At 65.1% G+C, this 13,861-nt stretch carries 15 protein-coding genes; 7 read left to right on the forward strand and 8 right to left on the reverse strand.

The features are described from left to right. Window positions 1-12: 12 nt before the first annotated feature. The 3 genes from CBW24_RS11140 to CBW24_RS11150 all read right to left on the reverse strand — a co-directional run bounded on the left by CBW24_RS11140 (window position 13) and on the right by CBW24_RS11150 (window position 3,031). Entirely contained in the window at window positions 13-1,113 is a 1,101-nt protein-coding gene (locus CBW24_RS11140) for a sensor histidine kinase (RefSeq protein ID WP_097373623.1), read from the reverse strand. A gap of 204 nt (window positions 1,114-1,317) precedes the next feature. Continuing rightward, window positions 1,318-1,890 (reverse strand): NADPH-dependent FMN reductase, encoded by a 573-nt coding sequence (locus tag CBW24_RS11145; RefSeq protein ID WP_088661570.1) that lies wholly within the window; start codon window positions 1,888-1,890, stop codon window positions 1,318-1,320. A 184-nt stretch (window positions 1,891-2,074) separates the two neighbouring features. Next, on the reverse strand, window positions 2,075-3,031 hold the full coding sequence (locus CBW24_RS11150; RefSeq protein WP_097373624.1) for a 2-hydroxyacid dehydrogenase: 957 nt from the start codon (window positions 3,029-3,031) through the stop codon (window positions 2,075-2,077). 174 nt (window positions 3,032-3,205) lie between these two features. Between CBW24_RS11150 and CBW24_RS11155 the strand changes: the two genes are divergently transcribed. The 5 genes from CBW24_RS11155 (at window position 3,206) to CBW24_RS11175 (ending at window position 8,525) form a co-directional block, all read left to right on the forward strand. After that, complete coding sequence (locus CBW24_RS11155; protein ID WP_097373625.1) at window positions 3,206-4,027, forward strand: HAD-IIB family hydrolase; 822 nt, start codon at window positions 3,206-3,208, stop codon at window positions 4,025-4,027. 20 nt (window positions 4,028-4,047) lie between these two features. Further along, a complete protein-coding gene (locus tag CBW24_RS11160; protein ID WP_088661567.1) occupies window positions 4,048-5,286 on the forward strand; it encodes a glycosyltransferase family protein in 1,239 nt (412 codons plus the stop codon). 7 nt (window positions 5,287-5,293) lie between these two features. Next, the gene (locus CBW24_RS11165; protein ID WP_097373626.1) at window positions 5,294-6,343 is read left to right on the forward strand and encodes a zinc transporter ZntB; all 1,050 of its coding nucleotides are present in this window, start codon (window positions 5,294-5,296) and stop codon (window positions 6,341-6,343) included. A gap of 72 nt (window positions 6,344-6,415) precedes the next feature. After that, window positions 6,416-7,204, forward strand: a complete 789-nt coding sequence (locus CBW24_RS11170; RefSeq protein ID WP_097373627.1) for a TerC family protein — start codon at window positions 6,416-6,418, stop codon at window positions 7,202-7,204. A 124-nt stretch (window positions 7,205-7,328) separates the two neighbouring features. Beyond that, window positions 7,329-8,525 carry a GSCFA domain-containing protein gene (locus CBW24_RS11175; RefSeq protein WP_097373628.1) on the forward strand — a complete coding sequence of 399 codons (1,197 nt, stop codon included), beginning with the start codon at window positions 7,329-7,331 and terminating at the stop codon, window positions 8,523-8,525. Between the two features lie 49 nt (window positions 8,526-8,574). On the opposite strand, the gene CBW24_RS11180 is transcribed toward CBW24_RS11175, so the two are convergent. Both CBW24_RS11180 and CBW24_RS11185 read right to left on the reverse strand, forming a co-directional pair. Continuing rightward, window positions 8,575-9,030, reverse strand: coding sequence for a hypothetical protein (locus CBW24_RS11180; RefSeq protein ID WP_097373629.1), 456 nt, complete (start codon window positions 9,028-9,030; stop codon window positions 8,575-8,577). Next, window positions 9,027-9,575 carry a hypothetical protein gene (locus CBW24_RS11185; protein ID WP_097373630.1) on the reverse strand — a complete coding sequence of 183 codons (549 nt, stop codon included), beginning with the start codon at window positions 9,573-9,575 and terminating at the stop codon, window positions 9,027-9,029. Before CBW24_RS11185 ends, CBW24_RS11180 begins: the two co-directional genes overlap by 4 nt. A gap of 253 nt (window positions 9,576-9,828) precedes the next feature. Here CBW24_RS11185 and CBW24_RS11190 point away from each other — a divergent pair, with 253 nt between their 5' ends. Beyond that, window positions 9,829-10,323, forward strand: a complete 495-nt coding sequence (locus tag CBW24_RS11190) for a GNAT family N-acetyltransferase (protein WP_232529756.1) — start codon at window positions 9,829-9,831, stop codon at window positions 10,321-10,323. Window positions 10,324-10,446: 123 nt separating this feature from the next. On the opposite strand, the gene CBW24_RS11195 is transcribed toward CBW24_RS11190, so the two are convergent. The 3 genes from CBW24_RS11195 to CBW24_RS11205 form a co-directional block, all read right to left on the reverse strand. Then, window positions 10,447-11,013, reverse strand: coding sequence for a fasciclin domain-containing protein (locus tag CBW24_RS11195; RefSeq protein ID WP_088661560.1), 567 nt, complete (start codon window positions 11,011-11,013; stop codon window positions 10,447-10,449). 201 nt (window positions 11,014-11,214) lie between these two features. Then, complete coding sequence (locus tag CBW24_RS11200) at window positions 11,215-11,964, reverse strand: anti-sigma factor (protein WP_157773208.1); 750 nt, start codon at window positions 11,962-11,964, stop codon at window positions 11,215-11,217. Next, a complete protein-coding gene (locus tag CBW24_RS11205) occupies window positions 11,961-12,554 on the reverse strand; it encodes a sigma-70 family RNA polymerase sigma factor (RefSeq protein WP_088661885.1) in 594 nt (197 codons plus the stop codon). Before CBW24_RS11205 ends, CBW24_RS11200 begins: the two co-directional genes overlap by 4 nt. A 304-nt stretch (window positions 12,555-12,858) precedes the next feature. On the opposite strand from CBW24_RS11205, the gene cobS reads away from it, so the two are divergent. Next, window positions 12,859-13,845, forward strand: a complete 987-nt coding sequence (cobS, locus tag CBW24_RS11210) for a cobaltochelatase subunit CobS (RefSeq protein WP_088661558.1) — start codon at window positions 12,859-12,861, stop codon at window positions 13,843-13,845. The last annotated feature ends 16 nt before the right edge of the window (window positions 13,846-13,861 follow it).

The raw sequence follows: 13,861 nt of genomic DNA on the forward strand, positions 1-13,861 counted from the left end.
ATCTAAGGCCCGTCACACGGCATCGAAGTCAAAGACAAATCGTGTGCCTTGCGCGGGGGTCTCTTCGCGCAGGGTGCCTTGGGCCTGCACCGCAAAAGCCGCGATCAACTGATGGCCAAGCGATCCATCGCGCCGCTCGGTCGTGCCGGTGCCGATGCCGTTATCCTCGATCACCAAGCGCAACGGCGGGGTCGTATCGGGCGCGCCGTCCGCCCCTGCAACGGGCTCTCCGGGGGCGAGCGTGACGGTGATGGCATCCCCGTCCGCGCGGGTGGGACGCCCTTCGGGGAAGGCATGCTTGACCGCGTTGGTCACCAGCTCATTGACCAATAGCCCAATCGAAATCGCCCGGTCGCGCGGCACCGCCACCGGCGCGATATGGGTCTGCAACCGGATGCGGCGACCTTCCAGCAGGGCTTGCTCCAGTGAGGTGCACAACTCCCCCAGATAGGTCTGCATCGCGACCTCCTGCACGCCACCTTCCCGGCGGTAGAGCGCCTGATGCGCGCGGGAAATGCTGGCCACCCGCCCGTGAATGGCGTTGAGCGACTGGCGCGCATCCTCGGTAATGCCGGGGCGTCGGCTTTCCATCCGGATGAGCGAGGCGACCATGGCAAAGTTGTTCTTCACCCGATGGTCGAATTCCTCCAGATAAAGCTGCCGCTCGCGCACCTGCGCATCGCGTTCCTCGACCGCGCGGCGCACCGTGCGGCGAAACATCTCTGCCAGCGCCACGACGGCAAAGCCCGACGTGATATTGACCACCACGCGCGGCGCGTCCGAGCCCACGGCAAATGCAAAACTGCTTTGCACCGGCAGCACGAAATACCACGCGTAGAGCATTGACAGGCACAGCGTCAGAACACCCGCCTGCCAGCGCGCGAAAAGGGTCGCGAACAGCACGAAAGGGATCGTCAGCGCAAACGGCCCTGCCCCGGAAAACAGCGCATCCACCGCGCCGCGCGTGGCGAAGGCAAGCACTGCACAACTGACCGCCACCGCAATCTGCGTGACCCAAAGCGGGACATAGCGATGCACCCGGTCAGGGATGTCGATTTCCCCCATCGTGCCCAGCCGACTGGACTGCCACTTCGTCGCGCGCACGTCCTGCATGCCGCCTGCTCCCTGCGCATGAATGACATTTCTGCAAAAACATCCTGTAGAGGCCACGCAGCATGGGCCAAGTCAATTAAATAGTGGCGGAAGAACGGGATAGGCGAAATACCGGCGCGCCGGGTCGGGAACGGGGCCGGATCGGGGGCGAGCTGCAGGGCAAACATGTCTCCCGCGCAGCCCGCCACCCCGGCCCGTATCAGATCATTCGGCGGCGATCCGTGTGTCTTGCCGCGCAACCCGGTCAAGAAACGCGTCGAACTTTGCCGCCCAATCCTCGAAAAACACGCGGGTGTCCTCGCGGGTGGTGCCCAACGTGTCGTCAAACATGTCGGCAGAGCCCTGAACGTAAAGCTCCGGCTGCCCGAACACGAGCATATCCAACACCGGCAACATGGATTTCAGGTGGATCTGCGCGCCTGCCGCACCGACAGGACCGGGCGACGTGCCAGCGACCGCGGCGGGCAGCCCGGCCCAGCTATTTTCGCCATAGGGCTTCGACGCCCACGCGATCGCATTCGACAGCACCGGCGGGATCGAGCGGTTGTATTCCGGCGTCACGAACAGCACGCCATCGGTTTCGGCCAGTTGCTGTTTCAGGGCGGTGACGGCATCGGGCACATCCGCCCAAAGGTCGTCGTTATACATGGGCAGCGGCGCCAGATCGGCATAGACGAAGCGAAAGCGGTCTTTGCCCGCGACTTCCAGTGCGCGGGCCAACGCGCGGTTCATGCTGTTTTGGCGCAGGCTGCCAACGAGAACGGTAATGGTCTTCATGGGGGAGGCTCCATGGCTGTGATTAGGGGCGCACCGTCGCAAAGGCCCGCGCCACGGCGGGCGCGCATGGGCAGTCACTGACAGTTACCACGGCTCACTTAGCAACCATGAAGCGGGGCGCAAGGCGGCACCTGTAGGTGCCCCGGTAACCGAATGGAAACCACCCAGCCCCGCGCCCATGCGGTCAGCCGTTGATCGGTGTGACCAGCGGCCTGCCTGCGGCAAAGGCCGCGATATTGTCCAGCACCAGCTGCGCCATGGCATTGCGCGTGTGCAGGGTGCCTGAGGCATGATGCGGGAACAGCACCACATTCGACAGGCTGGCAAAGGCGGGATCGGGGTTTGGCTCGTTTTCGAACACATCGAGACCGGCAAACCCCAGATGCCCACTGCGCAGGAGGTCCAGCATCGCGGGTTCGTCCACGACCGAGCCGCGCGCGATATTGACGAAGCATCCCGCCGGGCCAAGCGCCTCCAGAATGGGCCGGTCGATCAGATTGCGCGTGCCCTCGCCGCCTGCGGTCGCCGCCACCAGCACGTCGGATTGCCGTGCCAGTTCGACCGCATCCGGCACATAGCGCCAGTTCAGGTCAGGCTTTTCCGACCGGCCGGTGTAAAGCACCTCCATCTCCATCGCCTCTGCGCGGCGCCCGATGGCCTGCCCGATCCGCCCGGCGCCGACGATGCCCAGAACCGAACCTTTCGCGCCTCGCGTCAGCGGCATCGCGCCATCGCGGCCCCACGCGCCGCTGCGCACATGCGCATCGCCTGCCAGCAGTCCGCGCAACGCGGCAAGCATCAGCATGATGGCCGTATCGGCCACATCGTCGGTCAGCACATCCGGGGTATTCGTGGCAACGACACCGGCGCGAGTGCAGGCGTCCACGTCAATCTGGTCATAGCCCACGCCATGCGACGCGCAGAGCTTCAGCGCCGGTAATTGCGCGATGAGATCGGCGCTCAGCCCCGGCCCGCCTGAGGTCAGCACCACATTCACCGCGCGCGCCACGTCTTCGGGGACCGGCGCGGCAGGGTCATAGTCGTGCAGGCGGTGGGTTTGGCCCAGTTCATCCATCGCCCAAGGCAGCAACCGGCTGACGACGAGAATATCGAGGGGGTCGGGGGCGGTCGCTTGCGTCATCGGGCACCTGTAATCTGGAAATGGAAAGGAAGCCGCGGCTTCCGCTGCATCATCCCCGCCGCGCGCCCAAGCGCAACCCCACCTGTTCCCGACGCCGAGCCGCGCAATGCCCGTCCGTGCCGCACTGCGGCGAAAACCGCTGGTCGTGGCCGGGAAAGCACGTAAGGTGGAACCATGACAGGTAACACCCCAGCGGACGCGCCTGCCCCGAGGGCAATCGTGTTCTCCGATCTCGACGGCACGCTTCTCGATCATGAGACCTATGGCTGGCAGGCTGCCACCCCTGCGCTGGACCGGCTGCGGGGCGCGGGCATCCCCCTGATCCTCGCCTCGTCCAAGACCGCTGCCGAAATTGCCCCTCTCCGGGCGGAGATGGGATTTGCCCATTGCCCGGCGATCGTCGAAAACGGCGCGGGGCTGCTGCCGCCCGGCCCAGCGGAGGCCGCCCCTGATCGCAGCGCCTATCAGCGGCTGCGCGCGGCCCTTGATGCCATCGCCCCGGATCTGCGCCACCAATACCGAGGGTTCGGGGATTGGGGCGCGGCGGAGATCGCGCGCCGCACCGGCCTGCCCATCGAAGGCGCGCGGCTGGCAGCCCAGCGCCAGTTTTCCGAACCGGGTCTTTGGGAGGGCTCGGACACCGGGCGGGCAGCCTTTGTCGCGGCGCTTGCGCAGCACGGTGTCACGGCGCGCGAGGGGGGCCGGTTTCTGACCCTGTCCTTTGGCGGCACCAAGGCCGGGCGCATGGCGGAAATCATCGCCCACTACGCGCCTGACGCCACGGCCGACCCCGCCACAGCGCCCCGCAGTCTCGCGCTTGGAGACGCGCCTAATGATCGCGAAATGATCGAAGCCGCGGACCACGGCGTCATTATCGCCAACCCCCACGGCACCCCGCTGCCGCCGCTGCCGGGCGAGGCCCGGGTCCGCACCACCGTCCCCGGCCCGCAAGGCTGGATGCACGCGGTGCTCGACCTACTTTCCGACCTGCTCTAGCCTGCCTGCGAGGATCATGAATGGCTGACTTTCATCAGAACGGCTTTGTGGCCACGCTGCACAACCTGCGCACCACCGACACGGCGACGCTGACGCGCGAGCTTGAGGTGTTCGCCCAGCGGCGCAAGATCTCATTGATCCTGCCCTCGCTCTATTCCGAGCTGGAGGGCGACGCGCTGCCCAACATCCTGAACCACCTGTCAGAGGCGCGGTTCATCGACCATGTCGTCATCGGCCTCGACCGCGCCGATCCCGCGCAATACCGCCATGCCAAACAGTTCTTTGCCCGCCTGCCGCAGAAACATACCGTCGTGTGGAACGACGGCCCGCGGATGCGCGAAATCGATGCCCGGCTGGCCCGCATCGGGCTGTCGCCGATTGAGCCGGGCAAAGGGCGCAATGTGTGGTTCTGTCTAGGCTATACGCTGGCGGCGGTGAACAGCGCGGTGGTGGCGCTGCATGATTGCGACATCGTCACCTACGATCGCGACATGCTGGCCCGGCTGGTCTATCCGGTCGCCAATCCGAATTTCCCCTACCAGATGTCGAAAGGCTACTACCCCCGGATCGCGGACGGCAAACTGAACGGGCGGGTCAACCGGCTGTTGGTGTCGCCGCTGCTGCTGGCGCTGAAACGGGTGGTGGGCGACCGGGAATATTTCGACTACCTGCGCGCGTTCCGCTACCCGCTGGCGGGCGAATTCGCGATGCGCGCCTCGATCCTGTCGGACATGCGCATCCCCTCGGACTGGGGGCTGGAGATCGGGGTGCTGTCGGAAGCGTTCCGCAACCTGCCGCCAAAAGCCGTCTGTCAGGTCGATATCTCGGACGGCTATGATCATAAGCATCAGCCCCTGTCGGTGGAGGACAAAACCACCGGCCTGTCGCGCATGTCGATCGACATCTGCAAGGCGCTCTACCGCAAGCTCGCCACCGATGGCACGGTCTTCACGATGGAGGCGTTCCGGTCGCTGAAGGCCACCTATTACCGCATCGCGCTGGATATGATCGAAAGCTACTATAACGACGCGCGTCTGAACGGGCTTAGCGTTGATCGCCATGCGGAGGAATCGACGGTGGAGCTGTTTGCCTCCAACATCGTCGAGGCCGGGCAGATCTTTCTTGAAAACCCGATGGAGACGCCCTTCATCCCGAACTGGAACCGGGTGCATTCCGCCGATCCCGATCTGATGCGGCTGATGGTGCAGGCGGTGGCCGACGACAATGCCGAATACGGCGATTCACCGGAACTGATCTGAGAGCGCGATGCCCCTGACCGATCCCGACCGCCGCGCCGACGACAGCGCCGCATCCGACTTGCCGGTGCCCGCGTCGGAAACCCTGCCCCACGGCATCCCGCAGCCGATCTGCGCCTTTGACGTGACGCCGTCGGGCAAGGCGCTGCCGGTGCCGCCGGGCGACATCCTTCCCGCGCCGGGACAGGGCGCGGTCTATCGCTGGCTGCATTTCGACCTGCGGCAACCGGGGCTGGAGCCGTGGTTGCGCAGCTTCCTGCCGCCCATCCCCGTGCGCGCCATGCTTGATCCCGAAACCCGCCCCCGCTGTGAGCCGCTCGACGAAGGCTTGATGCTGAACCTGCGCGGCGTGAACCTTAACGAGGGCGAGGATTTCGACGACATGATCTCGCTCCGGCTGTGGGTCGGACCGGGGCTGATCGTGTCGGGCCGCTTCCGCAAGATCTTTGCCGTCGATGCAATGCGGCAGCGCATGGAGGAGGGCGAAGCCCCGGCCAGTCCCGGCAGCTACCTTGCCCGGCTGCTGGCGGAACTGACGATGCGCACCGAAACCTTCACCGTGAAGCTGGAGGATGACACCGACGATCTGGAGGAAGACATCCTCGACGACGGCATGGGCGAGGAAGGCCGGGAAAAACTCGGCCCTATGCGGCGCTCCGCGATCAAACTGCGCCGTTTTCTTGGCCCGCAGCGTGACGCTTTGACCCGGCTGCTGGCTCAAGAAGGACTGTTCACCAAGGCGGACCGCAACGATCTGCGCGAAACGCTCAACCGCCTGACCCGGATGGTGGAAGAACTTGAAACCTCACGCGACCGGCTCGCCGCGATGCAGGACCATCTGGACGTGCAGCAACAGGCGCAGATGGGGCGCAACGGCTATGTGCTGTCCGTTGTCGCCGCGATCTTTCTGCCGCTGGGCTTTTTCACCGGACTGTTCGGCGTGAATGTCGCGGGTATGCCCGGCACTGCGTGGCCCTGGGCCTTTGCCACGCTGTCGCTGTCGATGGTGGTGCTGGCGCTTTTGCTGTTCATCGTGTTTCGCTGGCGCAACTGGCTCTGACGCACCCGCATGTCGGGAACACGCGGCGGGTCTGCGCCGTTGTGACCTGACATTTTGCAAAGAGAGACCGCGATGATCGACCTGCTTGCCTCCCCCGAAGCTTGGGCTGCCTTTCTGGCGCTGGTCACGATGGAAATCGTGCTGGGCATCGACAACCTGATCTTCATCTCGATCGTGGTCGACAAGCTCCCTGAAAAGAATAAGAAATTCGCCCGCCAGCTGGGCATCGGTCTGGCGCTGGTGCTGCGTCTGGCACTGCTGGCGGTGATCGCCCAATTGGCTGCCCTGACCGCGCCGGTCTTTGATCTGGGGTTCGAAGGGCCGATGACCGACTACGGCAAGCCCAGCTTCGAGACGGCGTTTTCATGGCGCGACCTGATCCTGATCGCCGGGGGCGCGTTCCTCGTGTGGAAATCCACCACCGAGATCCAGCATAAAATGCAGCCCCACCCCGCCAACAGCGTGTTCAAGGAGAAGGCCACCGCCAGCCTTGCCCGCGTCATCGTGCAGATCGTTGCGCTGGATGCGGTGTTCTCGGTCGACAGCATCCTGACCGCCATCGGCATGACCGAGCATCTGCCGATCATGATCGCCGCCGTGGTGATCGCGGTCGCGGTGATGTTCGCGGCGTCGGGCCCGGTCACCCGCTTCGTCAACTCGAACCCCACCGTCGTGATGCTGGCGCTGGCGTTCCTGCTGGTGATCGGCATGGTGCTGATCGCGGATGGCTTCGGTCACCATGTGCCAAAGGGCTACATCTACGCGGCGATGGCGTTCTCGGCCTTTGTCGAAGCGCTCAACATGCTGGCCCGGCGCAGGCAGGCCCGTGCAGCAGGCGCGCCGAAGCCAACGGTGCATTAAGCCATCTGAAGTGCGGCGGCGCAGGCAGTTCAGTGATCTGCGGCGCCGCCCTGTCTCGATTGGGTTTGCGCCAACACCCAACCTGCCCTAGCGTAATCGAGAAGCGCAGCAAAGGGCCGATGGCATGGATAATCCGACAGTCGATAACGACACCCGCGGCGGCAAACGCGCCAGCAAAATCGTCTACGACAAGAACGTCACCGAAGCCTCTCATCATCGGCCATGGTTCAGGGGCGAACACACCAATTTCAATCCCTCCCGCAGCCAGATGGTGCCGGACACCGCCGTGCGCGACTGGGTGGTGCAAGGTTGGGCCCCTCCCGCGCCCGCGATCAATCCCGGCACGCAGATCTGCGCGTTCGGCTCGTGTTTTGCGTTCAATATCTCGAACTGGCTTGCCAAGCGGAACTACCACGTCCTGACCCGCGACGAGAGCGCCAAGGGCGCCTATGTCGTCTCGATGGGTGAAGGCATGGTGAACACCTATGTCATCCGTCAGCAATTCGAATGGGCGTGGGAAGACAAGTCATTCGATGGCGAACTGTGGCATGGCTACAAGGCCGAAAGCTACGGCTACGATCCAGAGGTTCAGGCCGAGACCAAGCGCCTGTTCGACACCACCGATGTCTTCATCCTGACCTTTGGCCTGTCCGAGGTCTGGTATGACGAACCGACCGGCAACGTGTTCTGGCGCACCATTCCCAAGGATGTGTATGATCCAGAGCGGCACAAGTTCCGCGTCGTCACGCCGGATGAGAACCGCGAGAATATCGAGGCGATCTACCAGCTGATCCGCAAGCATCGCCCGGATGCTAAGATCATCGTCACCCTGTCGCCGGTGCCGCTCAGCGCGACGTTCCGCGACAATTCCTGCCTGACGTCGAATTCGGTGTCCAAAGCCTCGCTTCGCGTTGCCGTCGATCAGGTGCTGCGCGCGCATAAGGCCGAAGGTCACCTGTTCTATTGGCCCAGCTACGAGATCGTGACGGACGTGTTCCACCTGCCCTACAAGGAGGACCGCCGCCACGTCATGCGCGAGGTGCTGGACTACATCATGACCGAGTTTGAGCATCGCTGGTGCGAGAATGCCGATAGCCCACCGCCATCGCTGCGCACCGCATGGGTGCGGGCGCTGTCGTCAGCCGGGATGCTGCCGGGCAATCTGGTCCGGGCCTGTGAGAACCGCAATGTCGCGGCGGTCGACAAACTGCTGACGCGGGAAAAATTGTCCGATGAGCCGGACCGCGATGCGGCGATCCGCGTCCTGCTGGCGGATCTGGCCAAGGAATGGCGCGAGGATAAGGCCGCCGCGACGGCCTGACCCCCATCGCGAATCCAGGCATGGCGGGCGCGGGGTGGAACGGGGCCGGTCAGCGCCGCCAGCGCCGCGCCGTCAGGTGCAATAACGCCACCCCGACCAGCCAAGCCGCGAGCCGGGTCGGGTGCTCCAGCACGGCGAAAAACACGGTCATCGCCCCCAGCATGGAGCCGTAACCCGGCATCACCAGCGTGCCCGCGAACAGCCCGCCCAGCGCGCTTGCCGCCAACCCCGCGACCCCTGCCCAAAGCCAGCCGCGCCGCCCCGCGCGCCCGAACCCGTCGCGCAGCAGCAAAACCGACGCCACCGCGCCCAGCATGCCCGCCCCCATGAGCCAGCCCAGCGATATCGCATCATCCGGTCCGATCCCGCCCCGAAGCGCGCGGCCCGGCTCCGCCGGCAGCACAAAAACACCGATGCAAAAGACAGCGCTCAGCACAGCGGCCAGTAGTGCTAAAGGCAGCTTCGCAGGGCGGGATTTGGGCGCAGGCGGTTTCGGCGTGGTCACTCAGCGCTCACCGGGCTGCACCGGCTCTGCATCCGGTCGAGGCTGACCGACACGCCGCGCACGGTGAACTCATGACGCCGGCCTTGGGGGTCGGTGACGTGGAACTTGGCGTTGCTGTCGGCCTGCTCCAGCCCGCGCAGACGTGCCACGATCTCAGTGGCCTGCGCACGATCGCGGCTCATCATGTAGTATTGCGGCGACTTGAACAGATTGCTCAGCACAAAGCGCGCGCCACCGATGTCCAGCGTCGCGGTCGCGCCCGGACGCGCCCGTTGCGGCGAAATGAACTCCGGCATCGCGCCGCGTCCGTCCCGGGCATCATAGAGCGAAAATTGCGTGCGGCTGGCTGTCCCGCTGGAACACACGCCGCGCAGACAGCTGACCACCTGACAGGCGGCAAACCCCTGCCCCAGCCCACGCTGGGTGTAGAAAAACCACGCGCCGCTGCGATCCGTCATGGTGAATTCGGCCCGCGCCGGTCCGGCCCCCGTCACACCGCAGAGCACCGCCGCGAGCAGCAAACCTGAAAAGAAGCGGCGACCCATATAACAACCCGTGACGAAATCCTGCTCCCGATCCTAGCCGCTGGCGCGGGGCCTGTCACGCAGACGAAATCCTGTAAGCGGAAAAGCGGCGAATGCCCCGTCTGGACGCGAACGGGACCGGTGCACTGTTGACTTGCACGGGTTTTGGTGCCTGATCTTGCATGGCCTAACGTAACTGGAAGCTGTTGGATCGGGGTCTTTGGCCCCCACACCGCCCCCGCCGCACCTGCGGCCGTCACCGATGGAGCACACGATGTCATCCATGGCCGACCTGCCGCCAATCCACCCCGCGCCCCCCGATTTTGATCGCTGGGCCGCGCTACACCGCCTGCTGGTGCTGTCGTTTTCCGGAATGGAGGGACGGATCGATCCACCCTCGTCCCTGACGTCGCTCAGCGCATCCGATCTTGAACAGATGAGCGGGACACAGGTTCTGCTGCTGGGGATCGGAGCCAGCGGCGATCCGGTTGCCTGCGCCTATCTGCGGCCAGAGCCCGACGCGCTATATCTGGGCAAGGTCGCGATCCACCCGGACCTGCGCGGGCGTGGCCTGTTGCACCACATCATCGCCGCCGCCGAAGCCGAAGCACGGCGGCTTGGACGCAATACGCTGGAATTGGAAACCCGGATCGAGCTTATCGAAAACCATGCGGCTTTCTCTGCCGCGGGGTTCCGCCAAGTGGCCGAACGCGCCCATCCCGGTTTCGACCATCCCACCAGCCTGATCTTTCGCCGCCCGGTGGCGTAAGGCCGGTCGCCCGGCCCGAAACCGCCACCCGGCTCGCAGCCGCCGAAACGCCCAAAACGAAACCGGCGCCGCACCCCGGGGGAGGTGCGACGCCGACTGCAATCACCACACGAGGGTGGGCAATTACATCTTGGGCAGCAGAACCGCGTCGATCACATGGATCACGCCGTTGGACTGCTTGACGTCCGCGATGGTGACATTCGCGACGTTGCCGTTTTCGTCCTCGATCATGATCGCGTCGCCCTCATAGGTCGCGGTCAGTTCACAGCCCCCGACGGTGGAAACAGGGTGCGCACCGCCATCATCGTCGATCATGCCGCGGATGGCCTCGGACATCGCATCAGCGGCCACGACGTGGCAGGTCAGAACCTTGGTCAACTGATCCTTGTTTTCCGGCTTCAGCAGGTCTTCGACGGTGCCTTCGGGCAGGGCCTCGAACGCCTCATCGGTGGGCGCGAACACGGTAAAGGGGCCTTCGCCCGACAGGGTTTCGACCAGACCGGCGGCCTGCACGGCGGCGACCAGCGTTTCGTGATCGGCGGAATTCACAGCGTTTTCGATGATGTTGCGCTCAACAAGCATCGGCGCGCCGCCCACTTCGGGGTTCATCGAATGGGCTTCGGCAAATGCCGCGCCGCCGGTCAGGGCGGTGGCGGTCAGGGCGGTCGCGATGAAAGTCTTAACGGTCATGGATTTGATCCTCCGGGTTGGGCACCGCATGTCGCGGTTGCTGTCCAGAACCACGGCAGCCGATCCGGCATAGTTTCAGATGGAGGCAAAGTTTTTTCGCCGGTGGGCCCCGACGGGGCGCTGCCATGCAAAAGGCCCGCGCGGATGCGCGGGCCTTGCCTGTCTTTAAAAACCTTGCTGGCTGAGCTGGGCGCCGCGCGGTCAGATCTCCTGCACCGGTCCTGCGGCCAGCACCTCTCCCGTCGGCGCCGCACCCGGCGCCCCGCCCGGCGGCTCGTCCGACACCGCTAGAACGGCACCTGCCATCTGTTCGGCCAGCGGTGCGGGCACCGTGATGACCGATTGCCCCGACGGGTCCAGCAGCCCCAGCGACACCGGCGCGGCGTCCTGCGCGATGAGCCAAAGCTCCTCCGCCCGGTCAGGGCGCGGGGCACCTTCCAGCCGGGTCACAGCAACAGCCTGCTGATCGGGCGACCACGCGGCGCTGAACAGATAGCCGCTGTTTTCGGACACCAGTTCCGCCGCGTAGCCCGGATCAAGCGGCGCTTGCGGTCCGCGGGTCTGCGGCGTCATCACGACGAGGGCCGCGATCCCGGCGGCGGCGGCAAGCGACATTGCCCCCAAGGCGCGTCGGCCCGTCAGCCGCGCGAACCAACCCCCGCGCGCGCCCGCCGCCGTCGCGCCCGCCTGTGGCGCCCCGAACAACGCGGTTTCCACCCGGCGCTTCACTCGCGCCGGTGGCACGGTTTCCGGCACCTGCGCGGTCATCGCGGTCAGATAGCCCTGCCACAGCGCCAGTTCGTCGCGCAGCGCAGGCTCATGAGTCAGCCGGGTCTCGAACGCATCCGCCTCGGACGGTGCGAGCAGGCCCAGCACATATTCCGCCGCCAGCGCCCGATCATCGGGGCCGGGGCCGTCGCTGCCTGTCATGGGTCCGGTTGCGTCGCTCATGCGCTCAGACATTCCCTTAGTTTGATCAGGCTCCGGCGGAGCCATGTTCGCATCGTATTAAGCGGGACATCGGCCCGCTCGGCCAGTTCCTGATAGGACCAGCCCTCCAGATAGGCGCCACGCACCGCCTGCGCTCGCTCGGGCTCCAACTCGCCCAGACACAGACCGATCCGCGCGGCCTCGGACCGCGCGATTGCCGCCGCTTCGGGGCCGGGCGTATCATCGGCCACCGACGCCGCCGCATCGAGAGGGGCATCGCCTGCCTCATCCCGGCTGCTTCTCCCGCCGCTGCCCAGTGCCGCGCCGCCAGCCGCGCGCTGCGCTCTCAGCCGGTCGATGGCATGGTTGCGGGCAATCGTGATCAGCCACGACATCGGACTTGCTCCGCCCGCCGCATACCGCCCCGACGCGCCCCAGACCTTTACATAGATCTCCTGCAACGCGTCCTCGGCCAGTGACCGGTCTTTCAAGACACGCAGGCAGATGCCAAAAAGTTTCGCGGATGTCGCATCGTAAAGCGCGGAGAACGCGGACCGGTCCCCCAACGCGGTGCGCCCGATCCATGTTTCGATGTCTGACCGATCTGTCATCTTCCCCCCCGGAGTTGCAGTGCAACCTAAGCCGAAGCGCGCGCGGTTAAACCCCCGCGCCCCGGTTGCATGCCATTTGAACAGGTCTATATCGCGTGAGTACGCGCAAGCCCCCGCGATGGATCACCCGCACGAGGGCGCAACGCATAGGTCCAAGGGCCGCGCATGGGGGAGGCAAAGGCAGGGTCCGGCCCCTTGCACCCCTTCACGGAATGGGGCACGAAGTGCCTGTTCGACCCCGCAAGACGGGCGCCGGATCGCGGATTGCAGGCAACCGCCCGCGCGACGAGATAAAGGAACTGACATGGCGGATGGCATGGTGAACGCGGCGAACAAACCGACCGAGGAAATTTCGGTCCGCGAAGTGTTCGGAATCGACAGCGACATGATCGTGAAGGGCTTTGCCGAGCCGACCGACCGCGTGCCGGAGGTCGATTCGACCTATAAGTTCGACCCCGACACGACGCTGGCGATCCTTGCCGGTTTCGCGTTCAACCGGCGGGTCATGGTGCAGGGCTATCACGGCACCGGCAAATCGACCCATATCGAACAGGTCGCCAGCCGCCTGAACTGGCCCTGTGTGCGCGTGAACCTCGACAGCCATATCAGCCGCATCGACCTGATCGGCAAAGACGCGATCAAGCTGCGCGACGGCGTTCAGGTCACCGAGTTTCAGGAAGGCATCCTGCCCTGGGCGCTGCGCAACCCGACCGCAATCGTCTTTGACGAATATGACGCGGGCCGCGCCGATGTGATGTTCGTGATCCAGCGGGTGCTGGAGGTGGACGGCAAGCTGACCCTGCTCGACCAGAACGAGGTCATTACCCCGCATCCGAGCTTCCGCCTGTTTGCGACCTCCAACACCGTGGGTCTGGGCGATACGACTGGTCTTTACCACGGCACCCAGCAGATCAACCAAGGTCAGATGGACCGCTGGAGCCTCGTCGCGACGCTGAACTACCTCAGCCACGACGCCGAGGTTGCAATCGTGCTGAGCAAGGCGCCGCATTACAACACCGCCGATGGCCGCAAAACCGTAAGCCAGATGGTGACGGTCGCAGATCTGACCCGCACCGCGTTCATGCATGGCGATCTGTCCACGGTGATGAGCCCGCGCACGGTGATCGCGTGGGCGCAGAACGCGCGCATCTTCCGCGATGTTGGCTACGCCTTCCGCCTGACGTTCCTCAACAAATGCGATGAGCTGGAACGTCAGACCGTGGCGGAATTCTACCAGCGCTGCTTTGACGAGGAACTGCCCGAAAGCGCGGCGTCGATGGCGCTCGGCTAACGCGAACGGCACGGTG

The sequence above is a fragment of the Pacificitalea manganoxidans genome (genome assembly GCF_002504165.1).
GTDB lineage: Bacteria > Pseudomonadota > Alphaproteobacteria > Rhodobacterales > Rhodobacteraceae > Pacificitalea > Pacificitalea manganoxidans.

Coding starts and splice junctions, on each gene's coding strand:
- CBW24_RS11140 (WP_097373623.1), bottom strand. CDS start 1,113: ATGCAGGACGTGCGCGCGACGAAGTGGCAGTCCAGTCGGCTGGGCACG.
- CBW24_RS11145 (WP_088661570.1), bottom strand. CDS start 1,890: ATGAAGACCATTACCGTTCTCGTTGGCAGCCTGCGCCAAAACAGCATG.
- CBW24_RS11150 (WP_097373624.1), bottom strand. CDS start 3,031: ATGACGCAAGCGACCGCCCCCGACCCCCTCGATATTCTCGTCGTCAGC.
- CBW24_RS11155 (WP_097373625.1), top strand. CDS start 3,206: ATGACAGGTAACACCCCAGCGGACGCGCCTGCCCCGAGGGCAATCGTG.
- CBW24_RS11160 (WP_088661567.1), top strand. CDS start 4,048: ATGGCTGACTTTCATCAGAACGGCTTTGTGGCCACGCTGCACAACCTG.
- CBW24_RS11165 (WP_097373626.1), top strand. CDS start 5,294: ATGCCCCTGACCGATCCCGACCGCCGCGCCGACGACAGCGCCGCATCC.
- CBW24_RS11170 (WP_097373627.1), top strand. CDS start 6,416: ATGATCGACCTGCTTGCCTCCCCCGAAGCTTGGGCTGCCTTTCTGGCG.
- CBW24_RS11175 (WP_097373628.1), top strand. CDS start 7,329: ATGGATAATCCGACAGTCGATAACGACACCCGCGGCGGCAAACGCGCC.
- CBW24_RS11185 (WP_097373630.1), bottom strand. CDS start 9,575: ATGGGTCGCCGCTTCTTTTCAGGTTTGCTGCTCGCGGCGGTGCTCTGC.
- CBW24_RS11190 (WP_232529756.1), top strand. CDS start 9,829: ATGTCATCCATGGCCGACCTGCCGCCAATCCACCCCGCGCCCCCCGAT.
- CBW24_RS11195 (WP_088661560.1), bottom strand. CDS start 11,013: ATGACCGTTAAGACTTTCATCGCGACCGCCCTGACCGCCACCGCCCTG.
- CBW24_RS11200 (WP_157773208.1), bottom strand. CDS start 11,964: ATGAGCGACGCAACCGGACCCATGACAGGCAGCGACGGCCCCGGCCCC.
- CBW24_RS11205 (WP_088661885.1), bottom strand. CDS start 12,554: ATGACAGATCGGTCAGACATCGAAACATGGATCGGGCGCACCGCGTTG.
- cobS (WP_088661558.1), top strand. CDS start 12,859: ATGGCGGATGGCATGGTGAACGCGGCGAACAAACCGACCGAGGAAATT.